This window comes from Anaerococcus hydrogenalis DSM 7454 (assembly GCF_000173355.1).
GTDB classification, from domain to species: Bacteria; Bacillota; Clostridia; order Tissierellales; family Peptoniphilaceae; genus Anaerococcus; species Anaerococcus hydrogenalis.
The window spans coordinates 1-20,188 of record NZ_ABXA01000011.1; the positions used below are offsets into that span (position 1 = coordinate 1).

The window sequence follows — 20,188 nt, forward strand, 5'->3', positions numbered from 1 at the left end:
TTCTGTTCCTTCTTCTAATTGGATGTCACCTGTTACATCTGTTGTTCTGAAGAAGAATTGTGGTCTATAGCCTGAGAAGAATGGTGTATGACGTCCACCTTCTTCTTTTGTTAGTACGTATACTTGTCCTTCAAATTCTGTGTGTGGGTGTACTGAACCTGGTTCTGCTATTACTTGTCCTCTTTGGATTTCGTTTCTTTGTACTCCTCTTAATAGTAACGCACAGTTATCTCCTGATTCTGTTGTTTCAAGTGATTTGTGGAACATTTCTATTCCTGTTACTACTACTTCTCTTGTTTTGTCTGTTAGTCCAACTATTTCTACTGTAGATCCAAGTTTTAGTGTTCCTCTTTCTACTCTTCCTGTTGCTACTGTTCCTCTTCCTGAGATTGTCATTACGTCTTCTACTGGCATTAGGAATGGTTGGTCGTTATCTCTTTCTGGGATGTCGAAGTATTCGTCTACTTCATCCATTAATTGAAGAATTTTATCTGACCATTCGCCTTCTCCACCTTCTTGTAGTGATTTTAATGCTGATCCTACTACTACTGGTGCATTGTCACCGTCGAATTCATATTCTGATAGTAAATCTCTTACTTCCATTTCTACTAATTCGATTAGTTCTGGATCATCTACTTGGTCTTCTTTGTTTAAGAATACTGCGATTTTTGGTACTCCTACTTGTCTTGCTAGTAAGATGTGTTCTCTTGTTTGTGGCATTGGACCATCTGCAGCTGATACTACTAAGATTGCTCCGTCCATTTGTGCTGCTCCTGTGATCATGTTTTTAACGTAGTCAGCGTGGCCTGGAGCGTCTATATGTGCGTAGTGTCTTTTTTCTGTTTCGTATTCTACTACTGATGTGTTGATTGTGATTCCACGTTCTCTTTCTTCTGGAGCTTTATCGATGTGTTCGTAATCTACGTATTCACCTGTTCCATATTTTTTGTTTAGAGCTTGTGTGATTGCTGCTGTTGTTGTTGTTTTACCGTGGTCAACGTGTCCGATTGTACCAATATTAATATGTGGTTTACTTCTTTCAAATGTTTCTTTACTCATGTCGTCCTCCTAATTTTTATTTAAAACTTCTTCTTTTACACTTTCAGGTACTTGAGCATAGTGGTCAAATTGCATTGAATATGTTGCTCTACCTTGAGTCTTACTTCTTAGATCTGTTGCATATCCAAACATTTCTGAAAGTGGAATGAATGCATCTAATATATGAATTCCATCTTTTGGATTCATTCCATCAATTTTTCCTCTTCTTGATGAAACATCTCCCATTACATCTCCAAGATATTCATCTGGTGTTGTAATTTCTACTTTTTCCATTGGCTCAAGTAATACTGGTTTAGCTTTTGCTACAGCATTTTTAAGAGCCATAGATCCTGCTACGTGGAAGGCAACTTCTGATGAGTCTACTTCGTGGTATGAACCATCAAATACTTCTACGTGCATATCAACCATTGGGTATCCACCAAGTATACCTTGAGTAGCTGCTTCCCTAACACCTTCTTCAACTGGTTTGATGTATTCTTTTGGAATAGCTCCTCCGACGATTTTAGATTCGAATGTAATTCCTGCTCCTTCTTCGCCTGGCATAATTCTAAGAACAACATCACCGTATTGACCAGAACCACCTGATTGTCTTACAAACTTACCTTGTGCTTCTGCAGGTCTTGTTATAGATTCTCTGTATGCTACTTGTGGGTTACCAATATTAGCTTCTACTTTAAATTCACGAAGTAATCTATCAACGATAATTTCAAGGTGCAATTCACCCATTCCTGAAATTATTGTTTGTCCTGTTTCTTCATCTGTTTTTGTAACAAATGTTGGATCTTCTTCTGCAAGTTTTTGAAGTCCTATAGCCATTTTATCTTGTGAAGCTCTTGTTTTTGGTTCAATAGCAACTGAGATAACTGGATCTGGGAATTCCATGTTTTCAAGTATGATTGGATCATCTTGAACACATAGTGAATCTCCTGTTGTTGTATTTTTAAGTCCAAGAAGGGCTACTATATCTCCACAATAACCTGTTTCGATTTCTTCTTGTTTGTTTGAGTGCATTTGTAGGATTCTTCCTACTCTTTCTCTCTTGCCTTTTGTAGCATTGTAGATGTATGAACCTGATTCAATTGTTCCTGAATAAATTCTTACATAGATTAACTTACCTACATATGGGTCAGTTACTACTTTAAATGCTAAGGCAGAAAGTGGCTCTTTATCTCCAGGATGTCTTTCAAGAATTTTTTCATCATCTTTAGGATCTGTTCCTTGAACTGCTGGTATATCAAGTGGACTTGGCATGTAATCAACTATTGCATCAAGTAATGCTTGAACACCTTTGTTTTTGTAAGCTGATCCACAAAGACATGGGAAAATTTTCTTTTCTATTGTTCCTTTTCTTATAGCAGCTTTAATTTCTTCTTCAGAAACTTCTTCACCTTCAAGATATTTCATCATGATTGTATCGTCAATTTCTGATAATTCTTCTAGTAGGTTTGCCCTATATTCTTCTGCTTTTTCTTTTAAGTTTTCTGGAATTTCGCCTTTTATTGGGTGAGCACCTAAGTCTTCTGTTTTGTATGTTACAGATTCCATTGTTACTAGGTCAACTACACCTTCAAATTCAGATTCAGCTCCTATAGGAATTTCTATAGGTACTGCATTTGCTTTTAATTTTTCTTTAATTGTATCTACAGACATATAAAAATCTGCGCCTGTAGCATCCATTTTATTTATAAAACAAAATCTTGGAATGTCGTATTTGTCAGCTTGTCTCCAAACTGTTTCAGATTGTGGTTCTACACCACTTTTAGCATCAAATAGCGCAACAGCACCATCAAGAACTCTTAGAGATCTTTCAACTTCAACTGTAAAGTCAACGTGGCCTGGTGTATCTATGATGTTAATTCTGTGACCATCCCAGTAACATGTTGTTGCAGCAGATCCGATTGTAATTCCACGTTCCTTTTCTTGGTCCATAGAATCCATTACTGCTGTACCATCATGAGTATCACCTATTTTGTAAATCTTACCGGTATAATATAACATTCTTTCTGTTACTGTTGTTTTACCAGCATCGATATGTGCCATGATACCTATATTTCTGGTTTCTTTTAATGAGACATCTCTTGACATTGATCCCCCTAATATCTATAGTGTGCGAAAGCCTTGTTAGCTTCTGCAGCTCTGTGCATTTCTTCTTTACGTTTAACGCTGGCACCAGCATTGTTTGATGCATCTAAAATTTCTTTAGATAATCTTTCTACCATAGTTTTTTCTCCACGTGCTCTTGAGAAATTTACTAACCATCTTAAACCTAAAGTTTGTCTTCTTTCTGGTCTAACTTCCATAGGTACTTGGTAGTTAGCTCCACCGATTCTTCTTGCTTTAACTTCAAGTGTTGGCATAATATTTTCTAAAGCTTGGTAGAATACTTCTAATGGATCATTTCCAGAAGTTTCTCCAACTATTTCGAAAGCATCATAAACTATTTTTGTAGCAACACCTTTTTTACCATCTAGCATAACATTGTTGATAAGTTTTGTTACAACTCTATCGTTATACTTAGCATCAGGCATTACCTCTCTTTTTGGTATATGTCCTTTTCTTGACACTTTGCTTCCCTCCTTTACCAATTTAGTAATATCTTTAGTACTCGACCATAAGGCCTTAAACGACCTTAAAGCCGTTTGTGTGCACATATACTTTATATTAATTAGTACACTATGCACTACATCTAAATACTACTAATTTTCTTTTTTAGCTCCGTATTTAGATCTACCTTGTTTTCTTCCTTCTACTCCTGCTGTATCAAGAGTACCTCTTATAATATGGTATCTAACACCTGGAAGGTCTTTTACTCTTCCTCCTCTTATAAGTACAACAGAGTGTTCTTGAAGATTGTGTCCGATTCCTGGTATATAAGAAAGAACTTCAGCACCATTAGTTAGTCTAACTCTGGCAACTTTTCTCAAAGCTGAGTTAGGTTTTCTAGGTGTTACTGTTCTTACTGAAGTACAAACTCCACGTTTTTGTGGTGATTGTGATTTAGTTTGTCTTCTTTTAAGTGTATTGAAGTTGTAACCTAAAGCTGGTGTAGCTGACTTTTCTTTTATTGTCTTTCTACCTTTTCTAACAAGTTGATTAATTGTAGGCATAATGCACCTCCTTTTTTCTAAATTTTAATCATCTTAAAAATTGGCTTTTACGCCAATCCTTAAATATTTTACACTCTAAGTATTTATATGTCAAGTAATTTAAGCATTTTCTTGCTTTTTTTTATATTTTGACTTGTAATTTAAATATTTTAAAACTAGAAAATCTACTATTACATAATACTGGCTTACAGGTCTTATTGATGTGTTTTCTTCATACCTATATACTTCATGGGATACAAAGGAAAGGTTGTAGTCCGATATTTGTGATAGCTTGTTGTTTGAAAGTTTTGTTATTGATACTAAAATTATTTTTTTTCTTATTTTTTTTATAAAGTCTAGTAAGATGGTATTTTCACCTGAAAATGATATGGCTATTAGTATATCGTCTCTTTTTATATTTTTATTTAATAAGTCTAGGTCATTTTTTATATCTAAGGTGTAGGCAATTATACCTATGTTTAGGAAATTTCTTTTTAGCTCTTCTGCCAAATTTTTTTGAATATAACCTGTATATATTAAATATATTTTATTCGTATTATATAAGCTTTCAAATAATCCATCTAAATTTAATCCCTTTATCATATTCATTGATAAGGATATGTCATTGTAGGTATAATCTATTTCATTTTCATCGAAGTCAACTATTTTTTCTCTTTCCCACTTTATTAGATACTTTAATTCCGAGTATCCATCTAGTCCAATTTTTTTTGCAAAGTTTACAATTGATGATTCATTAAATTTTGATTTTTTAGAAAATTCTTTTAAATTTTTTTCTATAAAATCTGTTTTTTCTTGCATTATATAAGAATATAACTTTATATCGTTTTTATCTAAGGTATCGTAATTTTCTTTTATTAAATCATTTACTTTCATTTTTCATCCTATATTCTTGGTATTTTACAAAAAACTTTTCTATTTCTTCAAGATTTTTTGCTATCGAGTTTATTTTATTTTTTTCTAGTTTTTTTATGTGAATTGTATAATTTCCCAAAAATGATTTGGAATAAGTGTCGGTTATTAGGATTTTTTTGGTGTTTAAGTTTGAAATAAGACTTAATAGCTCTAGGGTATTTGGATCATCTGATAAATCTATTATAAATATTGTAGAATCTTTTAGGGAATTTTTGTTGAAGGTGCTTATTTCATCCCTTCCTTGAAAGGTTTCTGATAGCTTTCCTAAGTCTTTTAAATAGGATTTTATAGATTTTTTTTATTATATCTTCAAAATCTCCATTTCCATATATAAAGATATTATTTGACTTGTCGAGACTTTCTAATATTTGATTAAGTTTTTTATCGTCTTCTTTTGTTTGATCTTTTTTTGTATGATCTTTTTGCTTTAGAAAGTATTTAAATTCACTATAGCCTCCAAAGCCAATTTTTTGAGTAAATCTTAATATACTTGTTCTTGATGTAAGGCATTTTTTTGCTAATTCATTTATAGATAGGTCTAGTTCGTCATTTTTGTTATCCATTAAAAAGTCTGCTATGGCAAGGTCTGTTTGTGTAAATTTTTCCTTATTTTTTTTTATTAATTCTTCTAGCTTCATTGTATCTCCTGCTTTAAAAATCTATATTTAAGTATATTTTCCCAAATAAAAAAATCCTTGTAACATTATACTGCTACTAGGATTTATTTTTATCTTTAATGAAGTTCTGGCCAGAAGTCTTTGTTTGCTTCGATTAAATCGTCTAAGATTAATTTTGCTACCTTTGCACTTGGTACTGTTTTTGAAAGTGTAAGTGCTTGCCATAATTTTTGGTAAGATCCTTCTATCCAAGCTTCTACTGCAAGTTTTTCTACTGAAACTTGTTCTTCCATCATACCTTTTTGGAATTGTGGAATTTTTCCTTGACAGATTTTTTTGTATCCTGATTTGTCAACTATACATGGAACTTCTACCATAGCTGTTGGGTCAAAGTTTGATACTGCTCCGTCGTTTTCTACTATTAATAAGAATACTTCTTTTGTATTTTCAGCTAGGGCAATTGCAAGGTCAACTATATATGATGCGTGAGCGTCTATTTCAAAGTCGATTCCTTCAGCTGTTCCCCTATCTGTGATTGTATTACATAAACCAAATACTTCTTTTTCTCTACCTTCTTTTACTTCATCAACTCTTGTATGGTTAATGTCTGTGTGTTCCATAACGAAGTCTGGGTATAGGTAGTATTTTAAATAAGTGTTTGGAATTGTTTCTGGATCTAGGGCATATACATCTTTTGCCTTTGTAAATGTTTCAACCCAAGATTCATCAAGGTGTTGTGCTGTTCCGATTCCATCTGCAAATCCATTTACTGATACATGGTCTTTGATTTGTGGCATTAAATCATTTCCATCTTTATCTTTTATTTCTGTAAACCAACCAAAGTGGTTAAGTCCGTAATATGAGAAGTCTAAATCTTTCCAGTGTTTAAGTCCTACCATATCTGCCATCTTGTACATTAAGTCAATTGGCATATCACAAATGTTTATGATTTTTGAATCTGGTCTTAATCTTCTTGTAGCTTCTGCTACTATAGCTGCTGGGTTAGAATAGTTTAGCATCCAAGCATCTGGTGAGTATTTTTCCATATAATCTAAGATCTCAATTACTCCACCGATTGATCTAAGTCCGTAAGCAATTCCACCTGGTCCACAAGTTTCTTGTCCGATTACACCATATTTTGGTGGAATTTTTTCATCTTTTGATCTCATTTCATATTTACCAACTCTGATTTGTGCCATTACAAAGTCTGTATCTGAAAATGCAGTTTCTGGATCAAGTGTATGAACAAATTCAATGTCAGGATGTCTTTCTTTCATAAAGATGTCAAAAGCATTTCCAATTATATTTTGTCTGTCTTCATCGTTATCATATAATTTGATTGATCTGATTGGAAATCTATCAAGATTGTCCATAAGCATTAGAATCATTCCTGGTGTAAATGTTGATCCACCACCTGCAATTGTTATAGCGTATTTTTTCATTTTAAATCTCCTTTTTAAATTTCTATTCTTTTTATTTTTTATTCTTATTCGTTTTCTAATATTTTTCCAAATTCATCAGCAACATATTGGATATTTGTACCAACTATTACGTGTACTGATTTACCGTTTCTACTTGTGCCGTATGTTCCAATTTGCTTAAAGTAGTCATTTTCCATGACTTTTTCAGGATCATTTACATTAACCCTAAGTCTTGTTACACAGTTTGTAAAGTCTTTTATATTCTCAGCTCCACCGAGTCCAATTAATATTTCATCAGCCATAACTTCGAATTCATCTTTAGCATCAACTTTTGTAGCATCTTCTGCCTTAGCTCCACCTTTTTTAGCCCTATATTCTTTTTTAGAATATAGCTTAACATCGCTTTTAACTTCTCTACCTGGTGTTTTGAAGTCAAATTTTTCTATTAAGAAGGTAAAGACAAAATACCAAACTGCAATTGCAACAATTCCAACTATCAACATTTTTAAATATGTTGACCAGTGATTTGCCTTAAGTGGTATCCAGTTTAAAGAAGCCATCTCTATAGCTCCACCTGAAAATACTCCTACAACTCCCAAATAATACATAACTGTTGAAAGACAAGCTGCAAGAACAGCGTGAACAACAAATAGTGGTGGTGCAATAAACAAGAATGTATACTCTATTGGTTCAGTAACTCCACACATAACTGCTGAAATTACGATTGGAATTAAAAGACCAGCAACCTTCTTTTTGTTTTCTGGTTTTGCAGTCTTATAAAAGGCAAGTCCAATTCCTACACAACCAAATATTTTTGACCAACCTGTAGCAGTAAATGCTGCATATGGTGCAAGGTCTAATAGTGGTTTTGTACTAGCAGCAAGTTCTGGTAATTGTTTTGCCCAAGCAGCATAAATTCCACCAGAAACTAACACTGAATCATAATAAATAGGTGCATACAATAAATGGTGTAAACCAAAAGGTATTAACAATCTTTCAAGTAAGATAAATACCCAAACACCAAGACCTCCAGCACTTGTTACAAATCCTTGGAAACCTGAAATTACCATTTGAATTTTTGGCCAAACCAAACAAGCAAGTACTGCAGCTGGAATCATAACTATAAAGCCAAGTCCTACTACGAAAGCAGATCCTCTAAAAACTCCAAGCCATTCAGGAAGTCTTGTATCAAAATATTTATTATGTAAAAATATTGCAAGTCCTGAAATTAATAAAGCCCCCATCATACCCATATCTAGGGTTTTAATATTGGCAATATTTGCAAGTCCTGATTCTGCTCCAGCTTCAAGCGCATAATCAACACCAAAAACTGATCCCCAAGTTCCTAGTATGGAAGCTACATAATAATTAAATATCAAATAAATAACTAAAGATTCCATACAAGCTCTAGCATTTTGTTTATTTGCAAGTCCTATTGGAAGTGAAACTGCAAATAAAAGTGGCAACTGATTAAATACGGTCCATCCACCAGATAAAACCATATCCCAGAATCCTCTCCAGAAAGTTCCTTCTGCTGCAATGGATCCTAGTATTTGTTCATTAGTAAACAATATTCCAAAACCAATAAGTACTGCTGAAACAGCAAATAACATTACTGGAGTAAACATCGCCCCGCCGAACTTTTGAATTTTCTCCATCATTTTTTAACCCCTCCTTAGGTAAACGGTATCTTATGCTTATATAATATCCTCTAAAAAGATATATGTCAACAATCATTGAAATTTAGGTATTCTTAACATATGCCTAAATTTATTTTTATTTTGTGAATATTCACATAAAAAAGTAATCCTAAAACCAGTATGGTATTATTAGATAATGAAAGGAGATATTATGAATACAAATGATAATATTAGAGATTATATTTTAAGCCTTCCATGTGCAGCAAGTTTAATTTTGCTAGTACAATATTTAGCATATTTTTATATTTACAAAAATAATCAAGCAGATTCATTTAAAAGATCACTTGTTTTTGCTATAGGATTTTTTATAGTATCAACACTTTTGGCAAAAGTTCAAAAAGTTAATATTTCTTTAAAAGATATAAAATATAAAAAACTAACTACAATTTTCTTATTGGTATTTGCAGTTTTAAATATAATAAATGCAATATAAAAGAGCCGGCTATTGCCGACTCTTATTTTTTTATTCATTTAGAGCTTCTTTTTCTCTATTTTCAATTTCTTCAATATTCATTTGTATTTGTGCATCTTCAAGATCTTTATTTTCATAGTCTATATCAAAGTCATTGTAAACTTTCATACCTGTACCTGCTGGTATTAGTTTTCCTATGATTATATTTTCTTTTAATCCTTTAAGATCATCGACTTTTCCCTTGATTGAAGCATCTGTAAGAACTCTTGTTGTTTCTTGGAAAGATGCTGCTGATAACCAAGATTCTGTAGCAAGGGATGCTTTTGTAATTCCTAAAAGTTGTTGAGAATACTCACAAGGTTTTTTACCTTCTTTTTCCATTTGTTCATTTACAATTCTTACTTCTCTAATTTCTTGTAAAGAACCTGGTAAAAATTCTGTATCTCCTGCCTCTTCTATTTTAACTTTTTTAAGCATTTGTTTTGCTATTACTTCTATATGTCTATCGTCGATTTCTACACCTTGAAGTCTATATACTTTTTGAACTTCTTTGGTTATATAATCTTGAACTCCAACTTTTCCTAGAACCTTTAATACATCATGTGGATCAAGGGAACCTTCTGTAAGTTGTTGTCCTTTTTCAACTACATCTCCTTCTGAAACTAAAAGTCTAGCCCCAAATGGGATATTATATTTTTTAGAATATCCATCTTCTGATAAGATTTCAACGTCAGTTTTCTTTTCATTTTGAATTAGTGAAACTGTTCCAGAGTTTTCAGCTATAAAGGCAAGTCCTTTTGGTTTTCTTGCTTCAAACAACTCTTCAACCCTTGGAAGACCTTGAGTAATTCCTACTCCTGCTATTCCTCCTGAGTGGAAGGTTCTCATTGTAAGCTGTGTACCCGGCTCACCAATTGATTGGGCAGCTATAATTCCTACAGCCTCTCCAATATTTACTTTCTTACCAGTAGCAAGGTTTCTACCATAACATTTTTCACAAACACCATGTTTAGATTTACATTCAAGAACTGAACGTAATTTAACTTCTTTAATGCCGCTTGCAACAATGTTGTCAGCCTTATCTTCATCAATAATTTGGTTTTTGCCAACTATAAGTTCCCCATCATTATCAAATATATCTTCAAATGATGTACGACCTACAATTCTTGTGTACAAGTTTTCTATTAACTCGTTTCCATCTTTAAATTCACGAGCTATAACATATCCGTCTGTACCACAATCATCTTCTGTTACAATTACATCTTGAGAAATATCTACCATTCTTCTTGTTAGATAACCTGAATCGGCAGTTCTTAAAGCTGTGTCTGTAAGTCCCTTACGAGAACCGTGAGTTGAGATAAAGTATTCTTGTACTGAAAGTCCTTCACGGAAGTTAGCCTTTATAGGAATTTCTATGATTTTTCCATCAGCTCTTGACATAAGTCCACGCATTCCACCTAATTGTCTGATTTGGTTTGTAGAACCACGGGCTCCGGAATCTGCAAATATTTTAATATTATTGTCAGATTTCAATTCATCAAGTAGGGCAGCTGTTACTTCATCAGTAGCTTCTCTCCAAATATCTATAACTTTTTCGTATCTTTCGTTATCTGTTATAAATCCACGTCTATAAAGTTTTTCATACTTATCAACTTCACTATCAGCCTTTGAAACTATATCCCATTTTTGGTGAGGGATTGTAACGTCTGACATAGAAACAGTAAGTCCTGAAAGTGTTGAATATTTATATCCTGTAGATTTAATATAATCTAGAACTGAAGCAGTCTTTATATTTCCGTGTTTTCTAAAGCAACGATCAACAATTTCTTTTAAAACACCAGATGATGTAACTTGATCAACTTCTAGTGAATATGGATCTTCTTTTCTATTTACATATCCTAAATCTTGTGGAATTCCTTCATTGTAGATAAATCTACCAACTGAAGAATTTACAATTTTTCCAGGATCATTTTCATCTTTTCTTATCCTAACTCCAACTTTTGTTTGAAGGGTTACATTGTGGTTTAGTAGGGCTTTTTTCATTTCTGAAATATCTTCAAAAATCATTCCCTCACCCTTAGCTCCTTCTTTTATAGTTGTAAGATAATAAGCACCCAATACCATATCTTGGGATGGAGTTGTAATTGCCTTTCCATCTTTTAGACCAAGAATATTGTTTGTTGACATCATTAGAAGTCTTGCTTCAATTTGAGCTTCATTTGATAAAGGTAAGTGTATAGCCATTTGGTCCCCATCGAAATCCGCGTTAAAGGCAGGACAAGCCAATGGGTGAAGCTTCATTGCCTTTCCTTCAACCAAAACTGGTTCAAAAGCTTGAATACCAAGTCTGTGTAGTGTAGGGGCACGGTTTAATAAAACTGGATGATCTTTGATAACTTCTTCTAGAATTTCATAAACTCTAGGGTCTTTTTTCTCTACCATTTTTTTAGCAGATTTTAAATTATGGGCAAGGTCTTTTTCTACAACCTTATTCATGATAAATGGTTTAAATAATTCTAAAGCCATCTCTTGTGGCAAACCACATTGGTTAAATTTAAGGTTAGGTCCTACTACAATTACAGAACGACCAGAATAATCTACCCTCTTACCAAGTAAGTTTTGTCTAAATCTACCACTTTTACCTTTTAATAAATCTGATAGAGATTTCATATTTCTATTAGATGCACCTGTTACAGCACGTCCACGTCTACCATTATCTATAAGAGCATCTACAGCTTCTTGGAGCATTCTTTTTTCATTTCTAACAATAATTTCTGGAGCTCCAATATCAAGTAGTCTTTTTAGTCTGTTATTTCTATTTATAACTCTTCTGTACAAATCATTTAAATCACTTGTGGCAAATCTTCCACCTTCAAGTTGAACCATAGGTCTAAGTTCAGGTGGCATAACTGGAAGTACATCAAGTATCATCCATTCAGGTTTATTTCCACTTGTTAAAAATGAATCTACAACTTCAAGTCTTCTAGAGATTCTTACTTTCTTTTGTCCCTTTGCATCTTCAAGTTCTTTCATTAATGATTCGTATTCTTTTTTAAGATCCATGTTTGCAAGAAGTTTTTTAACAGCTTCTGCTCCCATTTCAGCTTGAAATTCTGTATCGTCTGGATAATTATCAAGAGCTTCTGAATATTCACTTTCAGATAATTCTTGTTTTTCGTAATATTCAGTTTCTCCTTGGTTTATTACTACATATGATGCAAAATATAAGATTTTTTCCAAAACTCTTGGACTCATATCTAATAAAAGACCCATTTTTGATGGGATTCCTTTGAAATACCATATATGACTTACAGGGGCTGCAAGTTCTATATGTCCCATTCTTTCACGTCTTACCTTAGACTTAGTTACTTCAACACCACATTTTTCACAAACAACACCCTTATATCTTATTCTCTTGTATTTACCACAAGAGCATTCATAGTCCTTTGTAGGTCCAAAAATTTTCTCACAGAACAAACCATCTTTTTCAGGTTTAAGTGTTCTATAATTTATAGTTTCTGGTTTTTTTACCTCACCATGGGACCATGATCTGATTCTTTCAGGAGATGCTATTTTCATCCTCATAGCACCAAATTCTTGTAATTCTGACAAAAAATCCCCCTTAATCTTCTAGCTCTTCTACACCTTCATTTGTAGAATCTGTACTTTCTACCTTTTTATCTTCTAATTTTGAAAGATTTGCTCCGCTAAGTTTTTTTGATTGGCTTCTAATTTTTGAAGCATCAATTTTTTCAACATCTGAGAACTTATCTTGTTCGTCAATATTTTCTTTTAATTCAATTACATTTCCATCTTCATCTAAAAGCTCAACATCTAGGGCTAGAGATTGTAATTCTTTTACCAATACCTTGAAAGATTCTGGTGTGCCTGGTTCTGGTACATTTTCTCCTTTGACAATTGATTCGTAAGTTTTAACTCTTCCAGTAACATCATCTGATTTTACTGTTAACATTTCTTGAAGAGTATGGCTTGCTCCGTATGCTTCTAGAGCCCAAACTTCCATTTCTCCAAATCTTTGTCCACCAAATTGTGCTTTACCTCCTAGAGGTTGTTGAGTTACAAGTGAATAAGGTCCTATACTTCTCGCGTGAATTTTTTCTTCTACCATGTGGTGAAGTTTTAGCATATACATTACTCCAACTGTAACAGGATTTTGGAATTCTTCTCCAGTTCTTCCATCACGAAGTCTAATTTTTCCTGTTTTATTAACGTATGGAGCTGTTTTTTTAGCTTCTTCTAAAGCTTCTTCTATTTCTGTATCAAGTGCCCCGTCAAATACCGGAGTTGCTATTTTCCATCCCATAGTTCTTGCAGCAAGACCCATGTGTACTTCCAAAACTTGTCCGATGTTCATACGTGATGGAATACCTAATGGGTTAAGACAAATTTGAATTGGGGTTCCATCTGGTAAAAATGGCATGTCTTCTCTTGGCATAATTCTTGAAACGACACCCTTGTTACCGTGTCTACCACACATTTTATCTCCAACCATGATTTTTCTTTTGGTTGCTACAAATACTCTTATAACTTTATTTACGCCTGGTGATAATTCATCACCATCTTTTTTATTGTATTCTTTTACATCAACAACAATACCACTTTCTCCGTGTGGAACTGTAAGAGATGTATCACGAACTTCACGAGCTTTTTCTCCAAATATTGCTCTTAATAATCTTTCTTCTGGTGAAAGTTCTGTTTCTCCTTTTGGTGAAACTTTTCCTACCAAGATATCTCCACTTTTAACTTCAGCACCGATTCTTATTACACCATTTTCATCGAGATTTTTCTTCATGTCGTCTCCAACATTTGGAATATCTTTTGTAATTTCTTCAGCGCCAAGTTTTGTCTCACGAGCTTCACATTCATGTTCTTCTATATGAACTGATGTAAGAACATCATCCATTACTAGTTGTTCATTTAAAAGCATAGCATCTTCGTAGTTATATCCTTCCCAAGTTGTAAAGGCAATAAGAATATTTTTACCAAGAGCAAGCTCTCCTTGTTCTGTTGAAGGACCATCTGCTATTATTTCGTTTGCATCAACATGATCCCCAAGTTTTACAATTGGTCTTTGGTTAATTGTTGTCCCTTGGTTAGCACGTCTAAATTTAAGAAGTCTATAATAGTCAATTTCCCCATCTGAATCTCTTTTGATTCTGATTTTTTCATCACCAACATATACAACTTCTCCGGCGTTTTTGCTTACTACACAAACTCCAGAATCTTTTGCAGCCCTATGTTCAATTCCTGTAGCAACTATTGGTGCTTGGGATTTTAAAAGTGGAACTGCTTGTCTTTGCATGTTGGCACCCATTAGAGCACGAGTTGAGTCGTCGTTTTCTAGGAAAGGAATCAAACTTGCTCCAACTGATACGATTTGTTGAGGAGAAACGTCCATATATTCAACGCTTTCTCTTGGATAAATATCATTCTCACCGTTAATACCACGACCTGATACACGATCATTTATAAATCTATTGTTTTCATCAAGTGGTTCGTTGGCTTGGGCAATAATAAAATTATCTTCAATATCTGCTGTTAGATAATCTATTTCATCTGTTACATATCCATCTTTTCCAACTTTTCTATAAGGTGTTTCAATAAATCCATATTTATTTATCCTTGCATAAGTTGTAAGAGATGTGATTAGACCGATGTTTGGTCCTTCTGGAGTTTCTATTGGACAAATTCTTCCGTAATGGGAATCGTGAACATCTCTTACTTCTACTCCTGCCCTATCTCTTGAAAGTCCACCTGGTCCTAAAGCTGATAATCTTCTTTTGTGAGTAAGCTCACTCATTGGATTTGTTTGGTCCATAAATTGTGAAAGCTGACTGGAACCAAAAAATTCTTTTATTACAGCTGTAACTGGTTTTATATTGATAAGCCCTTGAGGTGTAGCAAGATCTGGATCTTGAGTTGTCATTCTTTCTCTTACAACTCTTTCCATCCTAGCAAGACCAATTCTAAATTGGTTTTGTAATAATTCTCCAACTCCTCTTACTCTCCTGTTTCCTAAGTGGTCAATATCGTCAACATCACCAATTCCTTCGAAAAGGTTAAATTGATAATTTACTGCAGCAAGAATATCAGATTTTACTATATTTTTTGGACAAAGTTCTTTCTTTCTTCTTTCTATTTCATTTATAATTGATTCTTCATCTTCATTGTCATCTAGTATTTCTCTCATTACTGGATAATATACTTTTTCAGATAATTCTATGTTTGAAAGATCAATTTCTTCTAATTCTTCGAAAGAATCAAGGTAAACAAAATGATTACCACAAATTCTTAATTCTTTATCATCACCGTTTTCTTGTTTTACAATTACATCTACAACATTAATTCCACTGTTTTCTATGTTAAGGGCAGTTTGTCTATCAATCATTTCTCCTGCCTTAACAAAAAGCTCACCTGTTTCGTCATCTATAACATCTTTTGCAGAAATTTGATCAATTAGCCTATCGTGTAGGGCTAATTTTTTGTTGTATTTATATCTTCCTACTTTAGCAAGGTCATATCTTCTATCATCAAATAAAAGATTATTTATTAAATTTTGTGCAGATTCTAGACTGGCTGGATCGCCTGGTTTTAATTTTTTATAAATTTCTATTAAAGCTTCTTCACTTGTTTCTGAGTTTTCTTTTTCAAGTGTATTTCTTAAATGTTCAGTATCACCTAAGGCTTCGATTATTTCCTCATCATTTTCAAATAGTAAAGCCCTTACAAGAGTTGTTGCTGGAAGTTTTCTTGTACGATCAAGTCTTACATTTACTGTATGAGATGCATCTGTATCAAATTCAATCCATGCTCCCCTGTTAGGTATAACTGTTGAAGAATACATTTTGTTTCCTGATTTATCAAGCTCTGATGCATAATAAACTCCAGGACTTCTTACTAACTGACTTACTATAACTCTTTCAGCACCATTAATTACAAAGGTTGCTGAATCAGTCATCATTGGGAAATCTCCCATGAATACTTCTTGTTCTTTTACTTCTTCAGTTTCCTTATTAATAAGTCTAGCCTTAACTTTAAGGTCTCTAGAATATGTTGTATCCTTATATTTTGCTTCTTCTATTGTATATTTTGTTTCATCATCAAAATCATATCCAACAAATTCAAGTATTAAATTGCCATTATAATCTTCGATTGGGGAAATATCTTCCAAGATTTCTCCCAAGCCCTCTTCTATAAACCACCTATAAGAATCTTTTTGTACTTTTAATAGGTTTGGCAAATCAAGAACTTGAGGAAATTTAGAAAAGCTAACACGTTCAGTTTTACCAAATAACTCTTTATGATATTGCACTATAAATTACTCCTTTATCTTGCTTTAAGCCTAAAACTTCGCTTTTGACCTTTATGTAATTTTTACAGCATTTTCTTTTGAAAACAAGCCTTTTTTACATAAATAAAAAATCTCGCTAAATTAGAATTCTAGCAATTGTTTATTATATCACTACACGCTAGTAAATGTCAAATAATTTAGGAGATTTTTTTTATCTCTATTTATGAGTTTTTCTTACTATATTTTTTTATTTATTTTTTTCAAATAATTTAATCAATGTAGTTTGTTTTTATCCTATGATTTTTTCCCTTTAATTCTTCTTTAGGATAACCTAAAATTAATCCGTGAACCGGGTAAAAATCTTTTTCTATATTTAATTTTTCTATAAATCTTGCTTTTTTATCGAATCTTTCAAACATTCCCCTTATATAACATGAGCCTATTTCAAGATCTGTTGCCTTTAAGGACATATTTTCTATAATGCAGGCTGTATCTTCAAGTCTTGTTACATGTCCATCTTTTGCTGAAATTATTATTAAATAAGGAGCTGAATAGATTGGATTTGCCTTTGGATCATTTACAATCTCTCTTGCCTCTTCTAAAATTTCATTTATAAATTCTTTGTTAGTAATTACAGTTATGGCCATATTTTCGTATTGACTTTTTCCAACTGGGGCTTTTACTCCAGCATCTACTATTTTTTCCAAGTCTTTTTTTTCAATTTTTTTATCTAAAAAAGCTCTTGTTGAAACTCTTTTGTCTATTACCTTATCAAATTCCATAAATATCTCCCTTCTCTTCTTTATATTATTATACTATAAATACTTTTAAAAACTCACTTTTTACCTTCATAAATTTTATTTGTTTATGGTATAATTAATTTAAATAGGAGGGTTTGATGAAAAAAATTAGTAAGTTTTTCTTAAGACTAGCATCAATTTATTATTTATTTATAAGCCTTGGGCTTTTTTTGATATCATTATTTTCTTTGTTTGTCGATAGAAAATATGTTTTTGCTATATTTGATTTGTTAGGATTTTCAAATATTTCACTAGAAATTATAAAGCCTATATCTTTTGTGATGCTATTTTTAATCTTTTTAATAATTTCAAATATTACTTTTAAGATTTTTAAATCTATTAAATATAAAGAGAATTACTTGTTCGATATCTTTACTGGTTTTTTCTTTATCTTTGTTTCTGTTATTGGCCATGTCATTATAAGAGATAGGATTTTTATTATAGCTTATGTTTTTAATTTTATCCTTATTGTAGGGGCTATGCTTGCTCTTAAGGAAAAAAGTGATACATACTATGATAGTGAAGAAGATGAAAATAAGGAAGATGAATATATTACTTTTTCCGATTCAAAAGAAGATTCTAATAAAGATCATGAAGACAGTGAAGATATAGTAAAAGAGGATGAGCTTCAAAGTTTTGATGATTTAAATGAAAAAGAAAATGCTAACCAAGAAGATAAGGATATAAATCCTAAAGAAGAAATTAAAGAAGAGAAGGAATCTGATAAAAATAAAGACCAAGAAGATTTAGAGGATTCAAAAGATAAAATTGATAAAGATGAAATAAGAGAAAATACGAAAGAGCTTGATTCTTAGTATTTTAAAGGATGTTGGATTATTGATGGTTTTCAGCATCCTTTTTTTTAAAACTTATGAAAGGGTTTTTTATGAATGAAAAATATTTAGATATTTTAAAAGAAAATTATCCAAGTAGGACTAATTTGGTTGACGAGCTGATAAGCTTAAATGCAAAATTATATTTACCTAAGGGAACTGAGTACTTTTTTTCTGACCTTCACGGTGAGGCAAAGGCTTTTATCCACCTATTAAGGTCTGCTGCAGGAAATATTAGGGATAAGACTAGGCAGTATTTCGGCGATACTCTAGTTAAAAAAGACCAGGATGATTTGGCAAATTTAATTTATAATCCTCAAAAAGAGCTACTTAGGTTGAAGGAAGAAGATATTATTGACAATGATTGGTATACAATAAATATCCACAGGCTAGTTAATTTATTTAGGTTTGTTTCTACAAAATATCCAAAAGAGACAGTTAAAGAAAAATTCCCTACAAATTATAGGGAAATTATTGATGAACTTCTTTATACCAATGATTCTGAGTTTAATAAAAAACTATATTATGAGAAAATAATAGAAAATATTATCAAATATAAGTCAGCTAATGATTTTATTATTGTTCTATCGACTTTAATCCAAAGAATTTCTGTTGATAGCCTTCATATAGTTGGAGATATTTATGATAGGGGTCCGAGTGCTCATATTATTATGGATGAATTGATTTCTTTTCCAAGTGTTGATATTCAATGGGGAAATCACGATATGGAATGGATGGGAGCCTGTGCTGGAAACAAGGCCCTGGTTGCAGCTTGTATTTGTAGCTCTATTTCTTATAATAATTTTGATTTTCTTGAAGAAGGATATGGGATTAATTTGAGACCCTTGTATGAATTTTCTATGAAAACCTACAGGGATGATCCTTGCCTTTGCTTTATGCCTAAAGTTTTTGAAGAAAATATCTATGACAAGGTAAATAAGGATATTGCTGCAAAGATGTACAAGGCAATGAGTATTATTAGGTATAAACTTGATAGCCAACTTTTAGATAGGAATCCTGAATTTAATATGGAAGATAGAAACTCCTTAAAATTTATAGATTTTTCAAATATGACTTATAAGAAAGCAAAACTTCTTGATACAAATTTTCCAACTATAGATCCAAAAAATCCAAGTAAATTAAGTCCTGAAGAAGAATATATTATTGATATTTTGCAAAAAGAATTTTCTAAAAATATTATTTTGAACAAGCACATTAAATTTATCTACGAAAATGGATCAATGTATAAAAAATCAAACGGTTCACTTCTCTTTCATGGTTGTATACCCATGGATAAGGATGGAAATTTTCAAACTGTTACAATAAGGGGGAAATCCTATAAGGGTCGTGCCATGCTTGATATTTTTGATAAACTTGCAAGGGATGCTTATTTTTCAAAAGATCCTTCCGAAAAACTTTTTGCCCAAGATATTTGTTGGTATTTAGTTTGTGGGAAAAAATCTCCAATTTTTGGCAAAAGTCAGTATTCATATTTTGAAAATTCCTTAGTTGATGATAAGTATTTGAAAAAAGAAGAGATGAATCCATACTATGATTTAAATAAAAAGGAAGAAATTTGCGATAAAATCTTAGATGAATTCGACCTAAAAAGTGAGAGAAGAAGAATTATAAATGGCCACGTTCCTGTAAGAGTAAAGGAAGGAAAAAAACCTGTAAGGGCAAATGGAAAATTATATGTAATAGATGGTGGAATTTCTAAACCCTACCAAAAAAAGACTGGCATTGCAGGTTACACTTTGATGTACAATTCCCACCACCTAGCCTTAGCAGAACACCTTTCCTATACAAATATAAGGGATAATATGGGCTCCTACACCCCAAAAATTTATGAAACAGAAAAATTAATTCCAAGAATGCTCATAAAAGACACAGATCAAGGTCAAAAAATAAAAAGTAGGATTGAAGTTTTAACAGAACTTTTACAAGTGATTGACGAAGGGAAAAATTTTAAGTAAAGAAAAAATCTTCAAGTTTACGCTTAAGCATACTTGAAG

14 protein-coding genes are annotated in these 20,188 nt (G+C 32.4%); 3 read left to right on the plus strand and 11 right to left on the minus strand.

Annotation, left to right across the window (positions count from 1 at the left end):
- The 8 genes from tuf to ANHYDRO_RS01760 form a co-directional block, all read right to left on the minus strand.
- The coding region (gene tuf / locus ANHYDRO_RS01720; protein ID WP_004812837.1) for an elongation factor Tu at positions 1–1,059 on the minus strand (1,059 nt) is incomplete at its 3' end.
- 9 nt (positions 1,060–1,068) lie between these two features.
- On the minus strand, positions 1,069–3,144 hold the full coding sequence (fusA, locus tag ANHYDRO_RS01725) for an elongation factor G (RefSeq protein WP_004812838.1): 2,076 nt from the start codon (positions 3,142–3,144) through the stop codon (positions 1,069–1,071).
- Between the two features lie 8 nt (positions 3,145–3,152).
- Positions 3,153–3,623, minus strand: a complete 471-nt coding sequence (gene rpsG / locus ANHYDRO_RS01730) for a 30S ribosomal protein S7 (RefSeq protein WP_004818603.1) — start codon at positions 3,621–3,623, stop codon at positions 3,153–3,155.
- A 132-nt stretch (positions 3,624–3,755) separates the two neighbouring features.
- Positions 3,756–4,166, minus strand: coding sequence for a 30S ribosomal protein S12 (gene rpsL / locus ANHYDRO_RS01735; RefSeq protein ID WP_004812840.1), 411 nt, complete (start codon positions 4,164–4,166; stop codon positions 3,756–3,758).
- A 99-nt stretch (positions 4,167–4,265) separates the two neighbouring features.
- A complete protein-coding gene (locus ANHYDRO_RS01740) occupies positions 4,266–5,039 on the minus strand; it encodes a MurR/RpiR family transcriptional regulator (RefSeq protein WP_004812841.1) in 774 nt (257 codons plus the stop codon).
- Between the two features lie 269 nt (positions 5,040–5,308).
- Positions 5,309–5,716 (minus strand): MurR/RpiR family transcriptional regulator, encoded by a 408-nt coding sequence (locus tag ANHYDRO_RS01750; RefSeq protein ID WP_004812843.1) that lies wholly within the window; start codon positions 5,714–5,716, stop codon positions 5,309–5,311.
- 95 nt (positions 5,717–5,811) lie between these two features.
- Positions 5,812–7,137, minus strand: a complete 1,326-nt coding sequence (locus tag ANHYDRO_RS01755) for a 6-phospho-alpha-glucosidase (RefSeq protein ID WP_004812844.1) — start codon at positions 7,135–7,137, stop codon at positions 5,812–5,814.
- Positions 7,138–7,181: 44 nt separating this feature from the next.
- Positions 7,182–8,777 (minus strand): alpha-glucoside-specific PTS transporter subunit IIBC, encoded by a 1,596-nt coding sequence (locus tag ANHYDRO_RS01760; protein WP_004812845.1) that lies wholly within the window; start codon positions 8,775–8,777, stop codon positions 7,182–7,184.
- A gap of 190 nt (positions 8,778–8,967) precedes the next feature.
- On the opposite strand from ANHYDRO_RS01760, the gene ANHYDRO_RS01765 reads away from it, so the two are divergent.
- On the plus strand, positions 8,968–9,249 hold the full coding sequence (locus ANHYDRO_RS01765) for a hypothetical protein (RefSeq protein WP_039913746.1): 282 nt from the start codon (positions 8,968–8,970) through the stop codon (positions 9,247–9,249).
- 30 nt (positions 9,250–9,279) lie between these two features.
- Here the strand turns inward: ANHYDRO_RS01765 and rpoC are convergent, their stop codons facing one another.
- The 3 genes from rpoC to ANHYDRO_RS01780 form a co-directional block, all read right to left on the minus strand.
- Positions 9,280–12,840, minus strand: a complete 3,561-nt coding sequence (gene rpoC / locus ANHYDRO_RS01770; RefSeq protein WP_004812847.1) for a DNA-directed RNA polymerase subunit beta' — start codon at positions 12,838–12,840, stop codon at positions 9,280–9,282.
- Between the two features lie 10 nt (positions 12,841–12,850).
- Complete coding sequence (gene rpoB, locus ANHYDRO_RS01775; protein WP_004812848.1) at positions 12,851–16,561, minus strand: DNA-directed RNA polymerase subunit beta; 3,711 nt, start codon at positions 16,559–16,561, stop codon at positions 12,851–12,853.
- A gap of 248 nt (positions 16,562–16,809) precedes the next feature.
- Positions 16,810–17,322 carry a nitroreductase family protein gene (locus ANHYDRO_RS01780; protein ID WP_004812849.1) on the minus strand — a complete coding sequence of 171 codons (513 nt, stop codon included), beginning with the start codon at positions 17,320–17,322 and terminating at the stop codon, positions 16,810–16,812.
- A 116-nt stretch (positions 17,323–17,438) separates the two neighbouring features.
- On the opposite strand from ANHYDRO_RS01780, the gene ANHYDRO_RS01785 reads away from it, so the two are divergent.
- On the plus strand, positions 17,439–18,155 hold the full coding sequence (locus tag ANHYDRO_RS01785; RefSeq protein WP_004812850.1) for a hypothetical protein: 717 nt from the start codon (positions 17,439–17,441) through the stop codon (positions 18,153–18,155).
- A gap of 71 nt (positions 18,156–18,226) precedes the next feature.
- Positions 18,227–20,149, plus strand: a complete 1,923-nt coding sequence (locus ANHYDRO_RS01790; protein WP_039913748.1) for a fructose-bisphosphatase class III — start codon at positions 18,227–18,229, stop codon at positions 20,147–20,149.
- Positions 20,150–20,188: the final 39 nt, after the last annotated feature.

Coding starts and splice junctions, on each gene's coding strand:
- fusA (WP_004812838.1), bottom strand. CDS start 3,144: ATGTCAAGAGATGTCTCATTAAAAGAAACCAGAAATATAGGTATCATG.
- rpsL (WP_004812840.1), bottom strand. CDS start 4,166: ATGCCTACAATTAATCAACTTGTTAGAAAAGGTAGAAAGACAATAAAA.
- ANHYDRO_RS01740 (WP_004812841.1), bottom strand. CDS start 5,039: ATGAAAGTAAATGATTTAATAAAAGAAAATTACGATACCTTAGATAAA.
- ANHYDRO_RS01750 (WP_004812843.1), bottom strand. CDS start 5,716: ATGAAGCTAGAAGAATTAATAAAAAAAAATAAGGAAAAATTTACACAA.
- ANHYDRO_RS01755 (WP_004812844.1), bottom strand. CDS start 7,137: ATGAAAAAATACGCTATAACAATTGCAGGTGGTGGATCAACATTTACA.
- ANHYDRO_RS01760 (WP_004812845.1), bottom strand. CDS start 8,777: ATGATGGAGAAAATTCAAAAGTTCGGCGGGGCGATGTTTACTCCAGTA.
- ANHYDRO_RS01765 (WP_039913746.1), top strand. CDS start 8,968: ATGAATACAAATGATAATATTAGAGATTATATTTTAAGCCTTCCATGT.
- ANHYDRO_RS01780 (WP_004812849.1), bottom strand. CDS start 17,322: ATGGAATTTGATAAGGTAATAGACAAAAGAGTTTCAACAAGAGCTTTT.
- ANHYDRO_RS01785 (WP_004812850.1), top strand. CDS start 17,439: ATGAAAAAAATTAGTAAGTTTTTCTTAAGACTAGCATCAATTTATTAT.
- ANHYDRO_RS01790 (WP_039913748.1), top strand. CDS start 18,227: ATGAATGAAAAATATTTAGATATTTTAAAAGAAAATTATCCAAGTAGG.